Origin of the sequence: Mastigocoleus testarum BC008 (assembly GCF_001456025.1) — a bacterium.
In the GTDB taxonomy this organism is placed as follows: Bacteria; Cyanobacteriota; Cyanobacteriia; order Cyanobacteriales; family Nostocaceae; genus Mastigocoleus; species Mastigocoleus testarum.
Window position 1 is genome coordinate 112,391 of sequence record NZ_LMTZ01000118.1, and the last position, 16,831, is coordinate 129,221.

General features: G+C 36.9%; 15 protein-coding genes. 8 read left to right on the forward strand and 7 right to left on the reverse strand.

Features of this window, described 5'->3' with window-relative positions:
* Window positions 1-5 precede the first annotated feature (5 nt).
* Window positions 6-1,346 carry an acetyl-CoA carboxylase biotin carboxylase subunit gene (accC, locus tag BC008_RS30095; protein WP_027842335.1) on the forward strand — a complete coding sequence of 447 codons (1,341 nt, stop codon included), beginning with the start codon at window positions 6-8 and terminating at the stop codon, window positions 1,344-1,346.
* A gap of 382 nt (window positions 1,347-1,728) precedes the next feature.
* Here accC and BC008_RS30100 read toward each other — a convergent pair whose 3' ends face one another.
* Window positions 1,729-2,022, reverse strand: a complete 294-nt coding sequence (locus BC008_RS30100) for a YggT family protein (RefSeq protein WP_027842334.1) — start codon at window positions 2,020-2,022, stop codon at window positions 1,729-1,731.
* 241 nt (window positions 2,023-2,263) lie between these two features.
* Between BC008_RS30100 and psbX the strand changes: the two genes are divergently transcribed.
* The 4 genes from psbX (at window position 2,264) to BC008_RS30125 (ending at window position 5,172) form a co-directional block, all read left to right on the forward strand.
* Window positions 2,264-2,383, forward strand: a complete 120-nt coding sequence (gene psbX / locus BC008_RS30110) for a photosystem II reaction center X protein (RefSeq protein WP_058184143.1) — start codon at window positions 2,264-2,266, stop codon at window positions 2,381-2,383.
* Between the two features lie 283 nt (window positions 2,384-2,666).
* On the forward strand, window positions 2,667-3,626 hold the full coding sequence (locus tag BC008_RS30115) for a Ycf66 family protein (protein ID WP_058184144.1): 960 nt from the start codon (window positions 2,667-2,669) through the stop codon (window positions 3,624-3,626).
* A gap of 67 nt (window positions 3,627-3,693) precedes the next feature.
* A complete protein-coding gene (locus BC008_RS30120; RefSeq protein WP_058184145.1) occupies window positions 3,694-4,257 on the forward strand; it encodes a TolB family protein in 564 nt (187 codons plus the stop codon).
* A 372-nt stretch (window positions 4,258-4,629) separates the two neighbouring features.
* Entirely contained in the window at window positions 4,630-5,172 is a 543-nt protein-coding gene (locus BC008_RS30125) for a TolB family protein (RefSeq protein WP_036269614.1), read from the forward strand.
* Between the two features lie 174 nt (window positions 5,173-5,346).
* On the opposite strand, the gene BC008_RS30130 is transcribed toward BC008_RS30125, so the two are convergent.
* The gene (locus BC008_RS30130) at window positions 5,347-6,351 is read right to left on the reverse strand and encodes a succinate dehydrogenase/fumarate reductase iron-sulfur subunit (protein ID WP_027846662.1); all 1,005 of its coding nucleotides are present in this window, start codon (window positions 6,349-6,351) and stop codon (window positions 5,347-5,349) included.
* A 1,450-nt stretch (window positions 6,352-7,801) separates the two neighbouring features.
* Here BC008_RS30130 and BC008_RS30135 point away from each other — a divergent pair.
* Together BC008_RS30135 and BC008_RS30140 are read left to right on the forward strand one after the other, a co-directional pair.
* Window positions 7,802-8,260: an AbrB family transcriptional regulator gene (locus BC008_RS30135; RefSeq protein ID WP_027846661.1), complete on the forward strand. Its 459-nt coding sequence runs from the start codon at window positions 7,802-7,804 to the stop codon at window positions 8,258-8,260.
* Window positions 8,261-8,578: 318 nt separating this feature from the next.
* Window positions 8,579-9,460 (forward strand): CPBP family intramembrane glutamic endopeptidase, encoded by an 882-nt coding sequence (locus tag BC008_RS30140; protein WP_027846660.1) that lies wholly within the window; start codon window positions 8,579-8,581, stop codon window positions 9,458-9,460.
* 177 nt (window positions 9,461-9,637) lie between these two features.
* Here the strand turns inward: BC008_RS30140 and BC008_RS30145 are convergent, their stop codons facing one another.
* The 5 genes from BC008_RS30145 to BC008_RS30165 all read right to left on the reverse strand — a co-directional run bounded on the left by BC008_RS30145 (window position 9,638) and on the right by BC008_RS30165 (window position 14,730).
* A complete protein-coding gene (locus BC008_RS30145; RefSeq protein WP_027843820.1) occupies window positions 9,638-10,930 on the reverse strand; it encodes a bifunctional cobalt-precorrin-7 (C(5))-methyltransferase/cobalt-precorrin-6B (C(15))-methyltransferase in 1,293 nt (430 codons plus the stop codon).
* A 178-nt stretch (window positions 10,931-11,108) separates the two neighbouring features.
* Window positions 11,109-12,227 (reverse strand): geranylgeranyl reductase family protein, encoded by a 1,119-nt coding sequence (locus tag BC008_RS30150; RefSeq protein ID WP_027843821.1) that lies wholly within the window; start codon window positions 12,225-12,227, stop codon window positions 11,109-11,111.
* Between the two features lie 609 nt (window positions 12,228-12,836).
* The gene (gene frr / locus BC008_RS30155; RefSeq protein WP_027843822.1) at window positions 12,837-13,385 is read right to left on the reverse strand and encodes a ribosome recycling factor; all 549 of its coding nucleotides are present in this window, start codon (window positions 13,383-13,385) and stop codon (window positions 12,837-12,839) included.
* Window positions 13,372-14,100: a UMP kinase gene (gene pyrH / locus BC008_RS30160; protein WP_027843823.1), complete on the reverse strand. Its 729-nt coding sequence runs from the start codon at window positions 14,098-14,100 to the stop codon at window positions 13,372-13,374. The genes frr and pyrH overlap by 14 nt, the downstream gene beginning before the upstream one ends.
* A gap of 75 nt (window positions 14,101-14,175) precedes the next feature.
* Complete coding sequence (locus BC008_RS30165) at window positions 14,176-14,730, reverse strand: thioredoxin family protein (protein ID WP_027843824.1); 555 nt, start codon at window positions 14,728-14,730, stop codon at window positions 14,176-14,178.
* Window positions 14,731-15,908: 1,178 nt separating this feature from the next.
* Here BC008_RS30165 and BC008_RS30170 point away from each other — a divergent pair.
* Window positions 15,909-16,796: an alpha/beta fold hydrolase gene (locus BC008_RS30170; protein ID WP_027843825.1), complete on the forward strand. Its 888-nt coding sequence runs from the start codon at window positions 15,909-15,911 to the stop codon at window positions 16,794-16,796.
* Window positions 16,797-16,831: the final 35 nt, after the last annotated feature.

Sequence of the window (16,831 nt, forward strand, 5' to 3'; positions counted from 1 at the left end):
AGAAGATGAAGTTTGACAAAATATTAATTGCTAATCGGGGAGAAATTGCGCTTCGCGTTCTCCGGGCTTGTGAAGAAATGGGAATTGCTACTGTTGCTGTCCACTCCAGTGTTGACCGCAATGCTCTCCACGTCCAGCTTGCTGACGAAACAGTTTGTATTGGCGAACCTGCAAGTAGTAAAAGTTATTTAAATATCCCTAACATTATTGCTGCAGCGTTAACCCGTAACGCGAGTGCGATTCATCCCGGATATGGTTTTTTATCAGAAAATGCTAGATTCGCGGAAATTTGTGCAGATCATCATATTGCATTTATTGGTCCGTCCGCAGAAGCTATTCGCCTCATGGGTGATAAGTCTACTGCAAAGGAAACGATGCAAAAAGCTGGAGTTCCTACCGTACCTGGTAGCGGTGGATTAGTAGGAACGGACACCGAAGGTTTGGCGATCGCCAAAGAAATTGGTTATCCAGTAATGATTAAAGCTACCGCAGGTGGTGGCGGACGCGGTATGCGTCTGGTACGCTCAGAAGATGAATTTGTAGTTTCTTTTCAAGCTGCTAAAGGTGAAGCTGAAGCCGCCTTTGGTAATGGTGGAGTATACATAGAAAAATTTATCGAGCGCCCGCGTCATATAGAATTTCAAGTATTAGCCGATAACTACGGTAATGTAATTCATTTGGGCGAACGGGATTGTTCAATTCAACGTCGCAATCAAAAGCTATTAGAAGAAGCGCCGTCAGTAGCTCTTGACCCAGAATTGCGGGAAAAAATGGGACAAGCAGCCGTGAGGGCTACCCAATTTATCAATTACAGTGGTGCGGGTACTATTGAGTTTTTACTCGATGCTTCTGGTAGTTTTTACTTCATGGAGATGAACACGAGAATTCAAGTGGAACATCCCGTGACAGAAATGATTACCGGGGTCGACTTAGTGGTAGAACAAATTCGGATTGCTCAAGGAGAAAAGCTACAATTAACCCAAGACCAAGTTGTTTTGAAAGGTCATGCTATTGAATGTCGGATTAATGCAGAAGATCCGGATCGCCAATTCCGTCCAGCACCTGGAAAAATAAGTGGTTATCTTCCTCCCGGTGGACCAGGAGTAAGGGTTGATTCCCACGTTTATACTGATTACCAAATTCCCCCTTATTACGATTCTTTAATTGGTAAATTGATTGTCTGGGGACCAGACCGAAATACTAGTATTAATCGTATGAAACGGGCATTAAGAGAATGTGCAATTACGGGACTACCAACCACAATTGCTTTTCATCAAAAAATTATGGAAACTCCCCAGTTTTTGCAAGGTAATGTTTACACTAACTTCGTGCAAGAAATGAGTTGATCCAAGCTCTGGCTAAATTTCTCAAATTAATTTAGGACATTGAGCATATCATTTAGGACATCTTAATGTTCTTGAAGGGAGCAGAAAACAAAAAATGTCCGGTTCTACAAATCTGTTGCAATAAAGCACAAAATCACAAAAAATCAAACACTCGGGATTAGATGACTAATTCCAAGTCATCAAAATTTTCGAGTGTTTAAAATTGGCTAATTCTAAAGGGTTAAAACATATGTAAATTACAATATATATAACTACATGTTTTAGTTAGGAAATTTTCCTATTTCCCTTTCCCTGTTTTCTGTTCTCTATTCCCTGTGAACTGAAATATGATTCCCTAACTTATGTGCCTACTGTTATACCTGAATTACAAGATATTTGGGAATTATTGTACTCGAGAGAGCATGGTGAGTAGACCTTGCTGACCCAATAAAATTTCCCGTAAAAAACTAAAAATTCCAAACCAAATAATTGGGGTGATATCTACTCCACCTATAGGTGGTACCAATTTCCGCAATATCACTAGAAAAGGTTCTGTAGGTAAAGCGACTAAATAAAAGGGAAAACGATTCAATTTTAGTTCGGGAGACCAACTCATGATTATGCGGAAGATGAACAGAAGCATCATCACTCCCAAAAAGGTACCGAGAATCCAAGTTGTGATATCTATACCATTCATAGCTTGAAGTAAAGTCGCTTGAAAGCCGTTACAAAAAATAAAGCTTTGTAAATATAGCTCTTTTTGATTGTAAACCGATATTGGGGAATGGGGAATGGAGATTGGGGATTGGAGATTGATTGGGAATTGGGGTAATCAAGTAAGTCAGCAACAAAATGATCGGACTTAGGACTGAATAGGGGAAATAACCTTGATTTTGTTAACATAATTTAGAAGACTGTAACAAAAAAGGTTTATATCCATGACACCTTCTTTAGCAAATTTCCTTTGGAGCTTACTTTGGGGTTCAGTAATTGTTGTTATTCCAATTACAGTAGCTTTAATTTTCATCAGTCAGAAAGATAAAATTCAGCGTAATTAAGCCACTTTAGAAAGTATTATTTGACTCTGTGTGACCGATAATCTTTCAATCCCGAACTGATTTGTAGTTCCATGTAATTTATCTGTTAGTGCCATACAAGCTATACTTGGCTGAAATACAGAAAAAATCTTTAACATAAACACAGATGCTTCAAAGCAACATCTGATGCTTTGGAGCTTTAATATTTTTTTGTAATATTTTATGTGTTTGTTTTGTGTTTTTGGCTATAGTGGAGATTTTAATTTTAAGTAGTTAACATAGATTTGATATTAGGAAAACAACAATGTTAATTTTGGGGCTGAATTCAGCCAATGTTCTGGCACAGGTTAATTTCGGAACTAACCCAGCCAGTATTTTAGGAATTTTTCTAGCTGTAGCTGGGGCAGGATTATATTTCCTTCGTACTGTAAAACCGGAATTATCCCGAGATCAAGATATATTTTTTGCTGCTGTTGGTTTGCTCTGTGGTTTTATTTTAATATTCCAAGGTTGGCGATTAGACCCAATTTTGCAATTTGGTCAGTTGTTATTGATTGGTACAACTTTATATTTTGCCTATGAGAGTATTCGCTTACGGGGCATTGCTACCCAACAAGCAAAGCGTAACACCCCAATTGTTGATGATGAGCGAGAAATAAGCAATCGCTATCAATACGAACCCAGTAGTCCAAGGAGATCTAGAGCTGCGCGAGTGGAAGCCGAGTTGGAACCACTACCATATTATGAAGATGACTATGATGATGAACGCCCAGTACGCGGTCGTATACCTGGAACCAGGGATAGTCGTCTAACTCGTCCCGATTACTATGATGATGAAGCTCCTCCTCGTCGTCCATCACGTCGTAGTAGTAGAAGTACGCGAGAAGGGCGAGATGACAGATCCCGTCGTCGAAATTCTGGAGGATACGATAGTCGACCTACTTCAAGGTATCAAGAAGATGATTGGGAAAAACCTAAACAAGTAGAACGATTTGATGATGACTGGGATAAGGATAGTTCCCCCAGGGAAGCTAGACCGCCAAAACGTAAAATCAAAGATGAAGCACCTCGTTCGGAGTTTTCCTCAGAAGAAGTAACTCCTAGAAGAAGAAAGAGGAGAAGACCAACAAGTAATACAAATTCCCAAGATTCCCGACCAACTCCAGGAGATGATGAAGCGATTTCTACCCCTTATGTAGATTTCAAACCCATTGATCGCCCGGACTCAGAATCGGATCGTCCTATTAACTTCGATGATATTTAAATAAGTAATTACAAGTGAAGTTGCATCATATAGAAGCAATGAACAGAAGCAACAAAGAAAAGTCAGTGTGAGTAAAGTAATATCCAGGATTTGGCTCCAAAGATTAAGTAATTGGAGCCTTAGTTGCAGTTTAGTAGTTGTATTAAGTGCTTGTAGTTATACAGATCTTCCTATTGGATCTTCTTCCCTCAACAGTCGTTATACCGAAGAGCAACCTACTGTGAGCGGTAACGGTCGTTTTTTGGGATTTATTTCTAATCGTAATGGTAATCATCAACTGCTGCTGTTTGACATTCAACAGCAGCAGTTTGTTCGTACGCCAAATTTAAATCGAGCGCGAATAATAGTTGAAGCTCCCAGTTTGAGTTATAGTGCGCGTTATATTGTTTACATGACAGCAGACCGGGGTAGACCTGTCGTATCACTTTATGATCGTGCGACAAAACAATCACAAATTTTGACTTCTTTTTATCCTGGTTGGGTAAGAAACCCTAGTATTAGTCCTGATGGACGCTATGTTGCTTTTGAAACTTCTAGTCGTGGTCAGTGGGATATTGAAGTGTTAGACAGGGGACCAAATATAGAATTAGATATTCCTGATGGTACCCCTGCAACTGCACCTACTGAATAAATGAGTAATAAGTAATAAGTAATAAGTAATAAGTAATAAGTAATGAGTAATAAGTAATGAGTAATGTTAGCGCAAGCGGGGCGCGTAGCTAGCGTAAGCGTACCGTAGGTATTGCGCACAGTAATGAGTAATGTTACTTATCATTGCGCTACGTTCCGAACGGATTGCCCGCCATAAAAGCTCTAGGTATTGCGGAGAGCGTTAGCATTCGCCGCTCGCGGCGCGGTCGAGCGGGACACGTAAGTGTACACAGCGCACAGTAATGAATAACGAACAAAATTAATACCCAAACTCTTTTGGTTTAGGATAAGTGAGCAGGATATATCTTCAATACTTTTTCTTATATCCAATTTGTAATGTTCAAATAATCTAATGCTTAGAACATTTAATGTTCAGAATATTAAAATTCTTATTCCTACATTAATTACTTCCAGTTTATTGAGTGGTTGTTTTGGTTTTGGTTATCCCAGACTATTAAATTACTCATTCGATCCGGGAGGTCGTTCTCTCAACAGTACAGCCTCAGAATTAAACCCACAAATTTCTGGGAGATATATTGTTTTTAGTAGCGATCGCCGGGGTAGCCAAGATATTTATATGTTCGATACATTAGGTCGCAACTTAGTCGAATTACCTGGCTTAAATTCCTTTGATGCGATCGCTTCTGACCCATCTGTTTCTAGTGATGGTCGTTATATCGTGTTTGCAGCTTCTAGAAATGGGCGTTCGGCTGTTTTTTTGTACGATCGCGAAACCAACCAAACACGCAATTTAGCAGCGGAAGTACAAGCAGAAATCCGCAACCCTACAATTAGTGGAGATGGTAACATCATTGCTTTCGAGAGCAGTATAAATGGGCAATGGGATATCGTAGTCTACGATCGTCGTTTTGGTAACCGATTAAATATCCCGTAAAAAGGAGATTGGGTATTGGGTATTAGGGTATTGGGGATTTGCTCTGGGTTTAGTGCAAGCATACCGGATCTGCAGATGGCACAACTATAGGTATTATTCTGTGGGACTTTAGCTACAAGAAATTACCAATTACCAATTACCAATTACCAATTACCCATTACCCATTACCAAAAACTAATTTTTACTTTCTGAATTTTGTACCGCTTCAATCAGAGAACGTACCTCCTGAGTACCTTCAGAAGGCTCAAAAGATAATGGAAATTTACCACGAGAAATCATTCGCAAACCCAGAGGTGCAATACCAAGTAAACCTTTGAGGTCTTTTAAATAATTCCCCACAACTTGCAGACCAAATTGTCTTTCATCAATCCAACCACCTGCTTTAACTAAATCTACCAAAACCTTACGGTGGCGAATAGAACGACTGTCGCTAGCTGACTTACGCTTGAGAATTTCTTGTTTGATCTCGCTAATTCGATCTAATGGCGCAACATCCATTGGACATACACTGTTGCAATAATAGCAACGAGTACAACCCCATACCCCAGCAGTAGATTCATTATACTTATCTAAACGACTTTCAGTATCAGCATCCCGGGAGTCTGCAATCATGCGCTGAGCTTTTGCAAGAGCATGAGGACCAACAAAACTGGGGTTGACTTCCACTGCATTGCATTCTGAATAACAAGCACCGCACATAATACAGTTACCAGTATTATCTAGTTGCGACCGCTCTTGAGGTGTTTGTAAAAATTCTCTTTGTGGTACTTTTCGGGCTGCAGTACTTACATAAGGATTAACTTTGTCTAAGTTATCCCAAAAATTATTCATGTCAACTATTAGGTCTTTGATGACAGGAAGATTCCCCAAAGGTGCAACAGTTATTTCAGGAATTGTATCAGCTTTATCAGAAGCGGAATTTTCCCTTTTAAACACAGCAATTTCATCTCTCAAGTTTTGCTTACAGGCTAGAGTTGAACGCCCATTAATCCGCATTGCACAACTACCACAAATAGTATTGCGACAATTTTTCCGAAATGCTAAAGTTCCATCTTGTTCCCATTTAATCCGATTGAGACAATCTAAAATGGTATTACCTGGTTCCGCTTCTAAACGGTAATTTTGCACTACTGGACTAGAATTTTGTTGTTGCCGAATTATCTTAAAAATAACTAACATTTTACGAACCATTATTTTTGAATATTCACACATACCCAGAAAATAATTCCTTTTAAGCAAGCTAGTTGCTGCCAAAAAAGGAAGCATAATCCAGTTTATTCTCAAGAATAAGGGAATAAATTTAATAGATAGATAATTAAAGAATCATTGATGATCGTTTAGGTATAGCCATAAAAATTCTAATTGTAGATTTTGCACTTGCCTTATTTGACAAAATTATGTCAACCTCTACACATAATATACTCCCCAATAAAAGAGGTACGGAATTTATCCTTGAGATAAATTATTATCCAATTTTTTAAATACTTAATTTTTCTCAGCTTTTTAGGCTGAAGTGTAGCGCTTCAGTAAAACAAGATAATTTAGCAAATTTATATTTAGTTTTTTTAAACAGACCCAGGAAAAGTTGAGTAAAACAAGGAATCTTGATTTTTGTCATTCATCTCAATTTGCTTACATTTATCCCTAAATCTTTACCTAATTAGAATATCTGCTTCATTAAATCCTCAATTCTCTATTAACTTTATGTTGATGTCAATACCATTCATCCAATACCTGGAAATATCTCAAGTATTTTAAAGCAATACAAGAAGTTTATATAGAATTGTTAAAGTAGCACGAATGAATATCTTAAGATAGCAATAAAGCGGTGTAATAGTCTTATAGCTTTTTAAATCTCTACAATTATCAAGTTTGATTCTAGAATGTTACTCAATCTGTGAAGATTTAGCCTCTTTCATCAGATTAATTTTTTTAAAACCCCTTTGGTAATAATCATGCTAAATCCAGAAAATTAAATTGAAGTACATTCCTCACTTTAATTAAAAATTAAACAATATTTTTGCTATTATTAGTTCATGCTAGTATTAAAAATAAAATTGAGAAGAAACAGTCATCAGCATAAAACGCTGTATTAGAGTAAATACAACCCTATTGTTTCTTTGTAAATAGAGATGTAAAAAATCTCATCTCGACTAGCAAAATAAAAATAATGTGTGTCCTCAAAAGCCGAGGAAAATTCCACGGTGTTTTAAGGTAAGGAGTTAGAGTAGGTCAGCCCTACAACTCATAATTTATAGGGACAAACATTATATCTGAGATACCTGGAATTACTTCAGGTAAAGGCTTATTTAAATAGAGCTGACACAATTTGGAAAGGGGCTTCAAGTTATACAACTTGATTTGTGCCAGAAAAGAAATCACTTCTTTTCTAAAGATCGTATTGCTTGAAATTACCGTAAAATTACCAAAATTAATGTCTGTAGAAGCCAATAATTAAATTTTGGTATATACAGTCATGAGAATGGTTATAAAATTTTGGTCAAGCAGGATTTAATCCCTTGTCCAGTTGAGAAATAGTAGCTATGAAGCAGATGTCTTAAAGTCGAAAATTCCGACACGTAATGACATCACTTATCAGTTTGGAGAGAGTAAGGATATTTTCATCGTAATGAGTGAAACTGCAACCGCACCATTAACAGGAAAAGCACTGCTAGCTAAGGTCAAAGAACTTTCTAATTTACCACGCCGAGAAAGAGCAAAGCAGTGTGGTTATTACACTGTTACTAAAAGTAACCAGGTCCGTGTAAATCTCACTGATTTTTATGACGCATTATTATCGGCGAGAGGAATTCCTCTAAGTCCTGAATCGCCGAAAGATGGTCGTGGTCGAGAACCAACTTATAGAGTTAGTGTTCATCAAAATGGTCAAATTGTTATTGGTGCAACATATACCAAAGCAATGGGATTACAACCCGGAGATGAATTTGAAATCAAGTTAGGATACAAGCATATTCACTTAATTCAAATAGATAGTGATAAAAAAGAAACCCAGCTTGATGAAGATGCTGAAATAGATGAAGAAGATGAAGAATACGAAGAAGAAGAAGAGGAAGAAGAGGAGGAATAATAAATAAAATTAACTTTTTCTCTGGTTAGGGGATAAGTAAAATCTAAATTATGCATGGATAATATAGAACTTTCCCCTTACAGATAGAAATTGATGATTGAAAATATTTTATTGTTCCTATAAAAAAATCAATGAGATATCTTGCCTAACAAAGTAATAGTATGGGAACTTTATTTAGAAGATATTGAAAATTAGACAATAGTCAATAGTTGTTTCAGTAATAACAATAATAAAATTACTGTAAGTCAAAATTGATCTATCGTTCTGAAAAGTAAATCTTTTACCTTGCTAGATTTATTTGTTTGCAAGATACTTACTGTGTTTTTTCTTCCGGAATTTCTATCAAAACTAGAGCTGTCTGCCAATAAATTAGTACTACTCATTGAACATGTGCCAGTACTAGTTGTGGTGATGGCTTTTTTTGCTGTTTGGATAATTAGTTGGTTACCAATTGGGTTATTATCAGCAATTGCAATAAATTGGCGACCAAATCAACCCCTAAAACCAGAACAAAAATTACCTTTATTAATTCCTCTTTACCTTTTAGCCCCTTGTATTGTGTGCTTGATTAGCAGTTTTACTAATACATCTATATCTGATTATGGTTTGTTAAATAAATTTTCTACTTTTATTTATTTAGGGCTAGGTTTTGTTTTAGGAGTTGTAGGTATATTGATAATGTTTGCTTGCCAATTATCATGGTGTTGGTGCGCTTTAAATTATTCAAAAATTCGACAATTAAAAATTCAACAACTACTCATCACACTACTATCAATTTTGCTAGTAGCTTTATTTATCGGTGGTGTGGAAGAATTAGTGTTTCGAGGTTTTTTACTCACAGAATTACAAATTGATTATCGACTATGGGTCGCTGTGACAGTATCTAGTTTAATTTTTGCCCTTCTTCATTTAGTTTGGGAACGAGAAGAAACACTACCGCAACTACCCGGTCTATGGATAATGGGAATGATATTGGTACTGGCTAGATTTGTGGATGGTGGAAATTTAGGACTGGCTTGGGGTCTCCACTCAGGGTGGGTATGGATGATAGCAACCATAGACACATTAGGAGTGATTGATTATACGGGTAATGTTTCTGAGTATGTGACGGGTAAATATAATAAACCTTTGGCAGGTGCAACGGGTATTGCTTGCTTGCTGCTAAGTGGAGGAATTTTGTATTTATTTAATTTTTTTTAATACCAAGATTAATTTTTCTCTAATACCAAATCTGATTTTTAAAACTGCTTTATATTTTTTGGGATTTCCCCCAAACTTCCCACACCTCCCATACTTCCCTCTCTCATTCTAAAAGGGGTAATTAACCCAGACTAAGTATAAGAGGATATTTACAAATAAGCTTATTTAATGAATTTCTCAATGTTCTGTAGTGAGAATCTTCGGAAACTTTGCAGTTACAATTGTCACGGGGTTTAGTGGTGCAAAGCGAGTCAATTCTCTTACAGGTACGGAGCGTGATAACTGAACCTGTAACAACTTGAACTCCCAATTATGAGATTTAAACCAAGACAAAGCGGTGTTGAGATGCTCCAAAGTTGCTAAAGCTAAAACTACTACACCATCAGGATTTAAATTTTGAGCGCAGACGTTAAGAATTTCACCTAAACTACCCCCACTACCACCGACAAAAACTCGATCACATTTGGGTAAGTCTAACAAAATATTTGGTGCTTTACCGGCAACCGCAGTAATATTCTCAACTTGGAAGCGATCGCAATTTTTGTGAATTAAGCTAATACCAGCAGCAGTTTTTTCGATTGCATAAACCTGGGAACTTGGAAACAGACGAGCAACTTCAATGGACACAGAACCTGTACCTGCACCAATATCCCAGACAACTTGTCTTGGATGTAATGCAAGTTCTCCTAAAATTAAAACCCTCACTTCTCGCTTTGTAATCAAACCAGGGCGATCGCTAAAACATGCAAAGCAATCATCTGGTATTCCTAATTTGGGCAAATTATTTAAATTTAATTCTTTGTTCTTATTGTGACGCAGTAATACCACAACATTAAGCAGCGAAAATTTCTCTTCCTGCAGAAATCTCAAATCTAACTTCTGGGAATTTGGGATTTCTAAAATGCGTTCGCGATCGCCACCAAGATTTTCGCAAACCCAAATTTTATATTGGCTGGGTAAACTTAAAGATTCGAGTAAACTTGCGATCGCACGAGGATTATTAGTTGCATCTGTCAAAACAGCAATTTTTTCTACACCTTGCTGTAATACAGAAATCAATTCATCAACAGAACGACCGTGAATGCTAACAATTTTCGCATCTTGCCAAGGAATTTTGAGGCGATTAAATGCTAACTGAATTGAGCTTAAATGAGGATGAAAAGTTAATTCTTCCGGGGGAAGTTCTGCTAAAAGTAGTCTTCCCAAACCAAAAAATAAAGGATCGCCGGATACTAAAATTACAATTGGATTTGTACCCTGCTTTAGGTGCTGTCTAATTTTTGTAATAGTTTGACTTAAATCTCCTAGTAGTAGTCGCTCAGTTGGAATATCAGTTTGACTTTGAGAAAAATAGTCCAGATGACGGGAACTACCCACAAGTAATTTTGCTTGTTTAATCAGTTGTCTAACTTTTTCACTAACTCCGACTGAACCATCTAAACCAACACCTACTACATGTATTTTTGTCATTAGTCAGGAGTTATGGATCTTAAATTACGATCAATATGGAGAATGATACGTTACGGACATTAGCCTGAGCCCGTAACGTCATAACACACACTAAATCTACACGCTTTCGGAATCTCATGTGAATATAAACTTAGATTCACAAATCTCAGCTTAAAACTGCGTGCAAACAAGCTTCTAATTATCCACCAAAAGGTACTAAACGCCTTAAAGCACGACCGGAAACTTCACCATATCGTAATTCTCCACAGAGAATTTTACCCATGATTTGAGCGCCAGAAGGACGCTTAACTCCGACTTTATAACCAATTCCAGGAAAGCGATAAAATGCACCGGCTAATTTCTTCGCCCAGGACATTTCAGAACCCCATTCATCATTAATGATTTGGGAGTATTTTTCTAAAGCATCAGCTTCACCACCCACGGCTTTGTCAATAGCTTCTGCAGCTTTCATCCCACTAAAAATCGAAGGACGAATACCCTCAGCAGTAAACGGATCGACAACACAAGCTGCTTCTCCTGCCAAAATAGCATTTTGAGTATGTAGCTTTTGGTTCCCATCCCACACACACAGTGGGTGACCGTACTGCTTCGCACTTTTAACATCTACATTAAAAGATGAAGCATATTGGTCCAATATCTTCTTAAAATCTTGTTTTCCACCACCAATGAAAGTTCCTACCCCAATAGAGTAACCATCTGCTTTAGGAAAATTCCAAATATAGCCATTTTTCACTAAACCAAACTCAAAATGGAGCGTAGAAGAATCTTTGATATCAGCACTTACTTCCGCTTCTAAAGCCGCAGCCAAGCGTCGTTTGCGTTCTTTAAAACCAAGCCACTTCGCCATGGAACCTTTTGCACCATCTGCTGCAATTAAGTAATGAGCACTCAAAGGACCATGTCCGGTGTCTACTTCCCAATGATCGCCCTTGAACTCTATTCCTTTTACTTCAGTATTATCTTTAAGCTCGGCTCCTTGTTTTTTCGCTTGCTCAATTAAAAAGTTGTCAAATACATCTCGTCGTACCATCCAGACTGGCTCAGAAATTTCCAGCTTAGACTCAACTGGATCTTCCATTTTCCACGTACAACGTAAGGTATCTGCTTTTACTGAAATTGCTGGGCTAAAGTCAAAATCAAACCACTTCGCAATTGCAGGTGAAACGCCACCACCACAGGGCTTATATCTAGGTAAAGATTCTTTTTCTAAAACCAGCACTGAGCGTCCGCGTTTGGCAAGATGATATGCAGCACTTCCACCAGCAGGTCCAGCTCCGACAATAATACAGTCGTACATACTACTAATTCTTAGCTCCTGAACTAATTTACTTATCGGTGTTTATTTTGAATGTAAGTGTGGTCACTTCGAGAGAAACTTTAAGCAATGGCACCGAAATTTATTGCTGAAACAAACTAGATTTACAAAGTAGAAAGTATTGTATTTAATTTGACTTAACCTTTATTCCTGGCAATCAGAAAATTTCAGTATGTTTTTCGCGTGCTACTCAGATTAGTTTTTTTATTTGACCTCGAGTTAATTGACCTTGATTTAATTGACCTTGATTTAATTGAACTTAGACTTAATCGACCTTGAGCTAATTATTTATCTAAATCTTAAATAGTATTTGAATTATGCTTTTATCTTTACTTAGTTTTGTCTCTACTTAAGTTACAAGCAAATATTAAAAATGATTACAAATTTTTTGCCAAGTAAAATGTGAATTTTATAAAATTTTAATAAAAATATCAATAATATTAGAAATAACCCTATCATTTTCAGCCTTACTGAAATCATCCATAGGCAGGGACAATAATATTTAGCTACGACAATATTGGACATAGTAAAGAAAAGTAAAAGGTAGAGATAAGCGATCGTATCCCTATAAACCTTTTACCTTCAGACAACTTATACCGTTGTAATATCTTTTTCTTTGTCCGCTAATAATTGATCGATTTTAGCGGTATATTTATTTGTCAACTTTTGTACTTTGTCTTGCAAATCCCTTGATTCATCTTCAGAGAGTTCGCTATTTTTCTCATCCTTACGAATAGTGTCAAGGGCATCACGGCGGATATTCCGAACAGCGACACGTCCCTCTTCAGCGTATTTGGCAGCTATTTTGACCAACTCTTTACGACGATCGCTCGTCAAAGGGGGTATATTCAGCCGGATGGTAGAACCATCGTTATTCGGTGTCAAACCCACATCTGACATGGAGATCGATCTTTCAATTAAGCTCAAACTACCAGGATCGTAGGGTTGAATTAAAATTGTTGTTGCATCAGGCGTACTAATATTTGCCAAGGATTTTAGAGAAGTGGGGGTACCGTAGTATTCCACCATCACCTTATCTAACAAGCTGGCATTGGCACGACCAGTGCGAATAGTGTTAAATGCGCGTTGAGTCGCATCAACACTTTTTTGCATTGTACTCTCAGCTTCAGCTAACTTCACAAGAACCTCCCACAAGCGTGCCAATCGATTCTCCCATGACTGCTCGGTAGATGTTACCCTTTACCGAAATATCAAATATGAGAATCGGGATATTATTTTCCTTACATAAGGCTATCGCGGTACTATCCATTACTCGCAAATCATTAGTTAAAACATGTCCATAGTTAAGAGACTGATAACGTTTTGCTTCAGGGTATATGTGGGGGTCAGCATCATATACCCCATCAACTTTAGTCGCTTTAAATATTACCTCAGCATCGATTTCTGCTGCCCTTAAGGCTGCTGTTGTATCGGTGGTAAAGAAGGGGTTCCCAGAACCAGCACCAAAAATAACCACCCGTCCTTTTTCCAGATGACGGATGGCTCGACGACGAATATAAGGCTCGGCGACTTCCTGCATTGCGATCGCAGTTTGGACTCGTGTTTGTAGTCCGATTCGTTCGAGTGAATCTTGTAGTGTCAGGGAATTCATTACTGTAGCAATCATCCCGATGTAGTCAGCAGTTGCTCTGTCCATACCCCCTGCTGCGGCCTTGACACCACGAAATATATTCCCACCTCCCACAACAATAGCCATTTGAACACCAGTGGCTACCACTTCTGCTACTTCTGAGCCTATTCGCTTTACGATTTCTGGATCTATTCCATAGCCCATATTTCCCATTAAGGCTTCACCGCTCAGCTTCAGTAAAACCCGTCGGTAATGTGTTCCCATGAAGTTACGCTTGATCTAAAAAATATTGTTGCAATGACCTCCAATTTAAGATAGCAGCATGGTGAATATATGTCTCTAGTTACGCCATACTAAAGGAGTACCGAAAGGTTCTGTCTCTGTAGTAATTATTACTTTGTTGTTTAACAAGGATATAATTGCCTCTTTGAGATAATTCACATGTGCAACTGTCTGATTTTGGGGGTGACTATCAATTTGTCCCTTATAGCGTACTACACCATCTCTATCAATTAGGAATGCCATTGGTGTTTTAGTTGCCCCAAAGCTGCGCGTTACATCTTGTGTTGAATCCCATAGATAAGGAAAATTCAATTTATGCTCTTGGGCAAAAGCTTTCATATTTTCAAAACTTTCTTGGGGCTCATTTTGAGCATCAGCACCATTCATTCCAATAGAAGTAAAACCTCTTTGTGAAAATTCTGCTTGAATATTTTTCAGTTTTTCTAAATATAGATTTACATAAGGACATTGATTACACATTGAGATGACACAAATCACCTGGAATTGATTTAAGTAACGATGGAGGTGATGTACTCGCTCATCAATACCTGGGAGTTCAAAATCTGGTGCGTAGTTGCCAACGGGAGTGTTCATTTTTTCTAATTTAGTCATCTTCCCTGATTTGAAGGAACTAGGAATAAATCAATATTTTTTATAATATTTTTTAATTTAGGCTTTCCTTATTAGATTTCAGGTTACACCCAAGTTAATCTCTGATATCTCTCAATTTTATGTTTCAATTAAATAGCCGTAAATTGTAAAACTACTGAATGTCCTATCGAAGGGTATCCATTGATGTTAGTTCACAATAGTTTGCGACTATGGGAAACTTGTAAGAAAAAAGTTAGATGTTGTTTATTTATTTTTTTATTTTTATAAATAATATTTTTATTTAGGTATCATATAATTTAGTAAATTTTTAACATAAATAATCTATTTTTACTTAGGTTTAATATTGATTATTTAATTATTCTTATTTATCTTGTAGTATTTATAATAAATATGTATGAAAATATTAGAAGCTAACATTTTGAAGATTATTCAAGATGCTAATGGCAAAATAATATTATCTAGTTTGATAGGAAAAATGACTTTTACTATACAAAAGTACTTATATTTTGTTTGGGAATAAATATTGTATTTAAGAAAAAATGCTAAATTACCATGAAAACTATTGGAACTCTTATTTTAATCATTGTTCAAAGATAAACTAAATTATAAAATACAAAAAAATAAAATTAGAATATATTGTATTCCAAAAAATATTCTGATTTAAATATAAATAAAAAGATTCATACTATCTATCTCTCTTCATGGAATTAGCCTGCGATCGTCATGTATAACCCGTACTTAAAAAATATTTATTTACTTAAGTATTAATACTTAGTATTTTTGTGTATAAAAAATGTTATTTTCTTTATATTTAAGTGAATAAATACTTGTGTCAATTTTTTGTTGTGTTATGTGTAAAAGCCAAAATCTATGTACTAACAAAGTTCAAGATCTAAAAATTCAAGATTTAAGGCTCACAATCTAAAATCTAGAATTACTCTTTCCTAATAAGACAATGAATAACCAACAAAATCTTTTTTCTTTCAACACTCCCATACTCCCCACTCTCCCCTCACTCCCCTCACTTCCCCTCTAGCTCAATTAGGTAAACTTCTACCGGAATATAAATAAATATTTCCTCACCATAGAAAGCAATTTGAGTAAATTCAAAGCCAAACCTGATACAGATAAACATAAAATTAATATTGAGCTTTCGGATTACCACTGAATTTAAATCAATGACCACTTTTGCTTCTGAGTTGGGATTAAATCCTGTAAAAACCTGGATTTGGCAGGGTTTCCCCATATGTTATCAACAGCAGGGAGAATCAGGACCAGCCGTTGTGTTAGTACATGGCTTTGGCGCATCTTGGGGTCACTGGCGAAAAAATATTCCCGTACTAGCACAAAAATGCCGTGTTTACGCTTTAGATTTAATCGGTTTTGGTGGTTCGGCTAAACCGTCCCCAGCTACGGAAATTAACTATACCTTTGATACTTGGGGTCAGCAGATCAAAGATTTTTGCCAGCAAGTAGTCGGTGAAGCAGCCTATCTCGTGGGGAATTCTATTGGCTGTATTGCGATTATGCAAGCTGCTGCGATCAAGCCTGATATATCGTTAGGAGTTGCTCTACTTAATTGCTCCTTACGATTACTTCACGAGCGAAAACGAGAAAACTTACCATTGAGTCGTCGTTTGGGAACTCCGATATTACAGAAAATTTTGACTTTTCGAACAGTTGGTAAATTCTTTTTTAATCAAATAGCTAAACGTAGAACAGTGAAGAAAGTTCTTCAACAAGCTTATGTTGATGATAATGCGGTTACGGAAGAATTAATTGACATTATTATGGAACCTGCTAGCGATCCGGGAGCAGCAGATGTTTTCCTTGCGTTTACCGCATACTCAAGTGGACCTCTAGCAGAAGACCTTTTACCAAAACTTTCGAGTCCTGTAATTATTTTATGGGGAACTGACGACCCTTGGGAACCAATAGATTTAGGAAGGGAATTAGCTAATTATCCACAAGTCAAAAAATTTATTCCTTTGGAAGGTGTAGGACATTGTCCTCAAGATGAAGCTCCTTCGTTAGTGAATCCGATTTTACAAGATTGGATCGCATAACTGAAAATACACGGTAAATTGCGACAATCTCCCAT

Bases quoted from the DNA above. Each gene is read 5' to 3' on its own strand.
- BC008_RS30130 (WP_027846662.1), bottom strand. From the start codon at position 6,351: ATGTTAGTTATTTTTAAGATAATTCGGCAACAACAAAATTCTAGTCCA.
- pyrH (WP_027843823.1), bottom strand. From the start codon at position 14,100: ATGGGAACACATTACCGACGGGTTTTACTGAAGCTGAGCGGTGAAGCC.
- BC008_RS30100 (WP_027842334.1), bottom strand. From the start codon at position 2,022: ATGAATGGTATAGATATCACAACTTGGATTCTCGGTACCTTTTTGGGA.
- BC008_RS30125 (WP_036269614.1), top strand. From the start codon at position 4,630: ATGCTTAGAACATTTAATGTTCAGAATATTAAAATTCTTATTCCTACA.
- accC (WP_027842335.1), top strand. From the start codon at position 6: ATGAAGTTTGACAAAATATTAATTGCTAATCGGGGAGAAATTGCGCTT.
- BC008_RS30170 (WP_027843825.1), top strand. From the start codon at position 15,909: ATGACCACTTTTGCTTCTGAGTTGGGATTAAATCCTGTAAAAACCTGG.
- BC008_RS30145 (WP_027843820.1), bottom strand. From the start codon at position 10,930: ATGACAAAAATACATGTAGTAGGTGTTGGTTTAGATGGTTCAGTCGGA.
- BC008_RS30165 (WP_027843824.1), bottom strand. From the start codon at position 14,730: ATGACTAAATTAGAAAAAATGAACACTCCCGTTGGCAACTACGCACCA.
- psbX (WP_058184143.1), top strand. From the start codon at position 2,264: ATGACACCTTCTTTAGCAAATTTCCTTTGGAGCTTACTTTGGGGTTCA.
- BC008_RS30115 (WP_058184144.1), top strand. From the start codon at position 2,667: ATGTTAATTTTGGGGCTGAATTCAGCCAATGTTCTGGCACAGGTTAAT.
- BC008_RS30135 (WP_027846661.1), top strand. From the start codon at position 7,802: ATGAGTGAAACTGCAACCGCACCATTAACAGGAAAAGCACTGCTAGCT.
- BC008_RS30150 (WP_027843821.1), bottom strand. From the start codon at position 12,227: ATGTACGACTGTATTATTGTCGGAGCTGGACCTGCTGGTGGAAGTGCT.